This window comes from Massilia sp. TSP1-1-2 (assembly GCF_049896185.1).
GTDB lineage: Bacteria > Pseudomonadota > Gammaproteobacteria > Burkholderiales > Burkholderiaceae_D > Telluria_A.
In genome coordinates this window covers 1-1591 of sequence record NZ_JAFCTU010000084.1, presented here as the reverse complement: position 1 = coordinate 1591, position 1591 = coordinate 1, and the positions used below count along the sequence as shown (strand labels likewise).

Genomic DNA, 1591 nt, shown 5'->3' with positions numbered 1-1591 from the left:
GTCGAATCGCTGTTTGGCGACGCGTTGCGCCTGCAGCCTTCGCTGCGTTCGCGCATGGAGCTCGTTTCCAAGTGCGGCATCAAGCTTGTTTCGCCGCGGCGCGCGCAGCACAGCATCCAGCACTACGACACCAGCGCCGCGCACATCGTGGCCTCGGTCGAAGAATCGCTGCGCCAGCTCGGCACCGACCGGCTCGACCTGCTGCTGATCCACCGCCCCGATCCGCTGATGGACTTTGACGAGGTGGCCGGTGCCTTTACGCAGCTGCGCCAGGGTGGCAAAGTGCTGCATTTCGGTGTCTCCAATTTCAGCCGCCACCAGTTCGAGTCGCTCGACAAGCGCATCGCGCTGGCGACCAACCAGGTCGAATTTTCGCCCCTGCACACCGCGCCCATGTTTGATGAAACCTTCGACGGCTTGCAGGACGTGGGCGTGGCGCCGATGATCTGGTCGCCGTTGGCGGGCGGGCGCCTGTTCCAGGGCGGCGAAGCGCAAGCCGACAACCTGCGCCTGGTCATCAAAGGCATTGCCGATGAACTGGGGCAGCCGTTTGCGAGCGTGGTGTTCGCGTGGATCATGCAGCTGCCTTGCCGGCCGCTGCCGCTCACCGGCACCGGGCGCATTGAAGCGATTGCCGTGGCGGTGGCCGGCGCCCAGTTCACGCTGAGCCGGTCCGACTGGTTCACGATCCTGCGCGCGGCCCGCGGCCACGAAGTGGCGTAGAAATCTGCATTGCAGCGGCCTTCTGGAGTTGGCGCATGCCTGAACCGTTTAAAATTGTGGAGGGCAGCGCCCTCACCGCGCCGCAAAAGAAAGACCTGCTGCACCGGCTGGCGCGCATCGAAGGCCAGCTGCGCGGCGTGCAAAAGCTGATCGCGCTGGCCGACGGGCCATCGGACTGCAACGCCGTGGCCCAGCAGATGGCGGCCGCGCGCAAGGCGCTCGACCGCTCCTTTGTCCAGCTGCTCACCGCCAGTATCGTCACCCACAGCGCCAACGCGCAAGACCTCGACAGCGCGCGCGACGCCGCCGCCAGCCTGGCGGCGATGCTCGACAAATTCGCTTAGTCTTCGAACACTTCTGGCAGTGCCACGCCGCGCCAGCCCATCTTCCAGCCCAGGTTCATCAACAGTGTGACGCTGATATAGATCAGGAAAAACAGCACGAAAAATTTCCACTGCAGGAAAGCGAGCAGCGCCACGCCGACCACCACCAGCGCCAGCAGCAGCGGACTGCGCTTTTGCTTGGAACTGGGAAAGCGCACGGTCGACACCATCAGCGTACCGACCGCCACCAGCAGCGCCACGAGCATCGCGCCCTGGCCCATGGTCTGCAGCGGCGACGGCCAGGCGACCACCGCCGAGGCCACGCATGCGGCGCCGGCGGTAATCGGCATGCCGACAAAGTACATCGGATCGGTGCGCCCGACATTGACGTTAAAGCGCGCCAGGCGCAGCGCGCCGCAGGCCACGAACACGAAGCAGGCCAGGCCGCCCATGCGCAGCAGCGTCGGATGGTCGATGCCAAGCTTGACAAAGCCGTAGCAGTACAACAGCATCGCCGGGGCGCAGCCGAAGTTCATCACGTCGGC

Annotated in this window: 3 protein-coding genes; 2 read left to right on the top strand and 1 reads right to left on the bottom strand. The window is 65.3% G+C overall.

Going from position 1 to position 1591, the window contains the following annotated elements; all coding sequences use genetic code 11:
- Together ACP7BV_RS26890 and ACP7BV_RS26885 are read left to right on the top strand one after the other, a co-directional pair.
- On the top strand, positions 1 to 723 hold a 723-nt coding region (locus ACP7BV_RS26890; protein ID WP_426107959.1), incomplete at its 5' end, for an aldo/keto reductase.
- 35 nt (positions 724 to 758) lie between these two features.
- Positions 759 to 1067 carry a metal-sensitive transcriptional regulator gene (locus ACP7BV_RS26885; protein WP_426107958.1) on the top strand — a complete coding sequence of 103 codons (309 nt, stop codon included), beginning with the start codon at positions 759 to 761 and terminating at the stop codon, positions 1065 to 1067.
- On the opposite strand, the gene ACP7BV_RS26880 is transcribed toward ACP7BV_RS26885, so the two are convergent.
- Positions 1064 to 1591, bottom strand: a 528-nt coding sequence (locus ACP7BV_RS26880; protein WP_426107957.1) for a CDP-alcohol phosphatidyltransferase family protein, incomplete at its 5' end; no start/stop codon positions are given. The two genes, ACP7BV_RS26885 and ACP7BV_RS26880, sit on opposite strands and share 4 nt — an antisense overlap.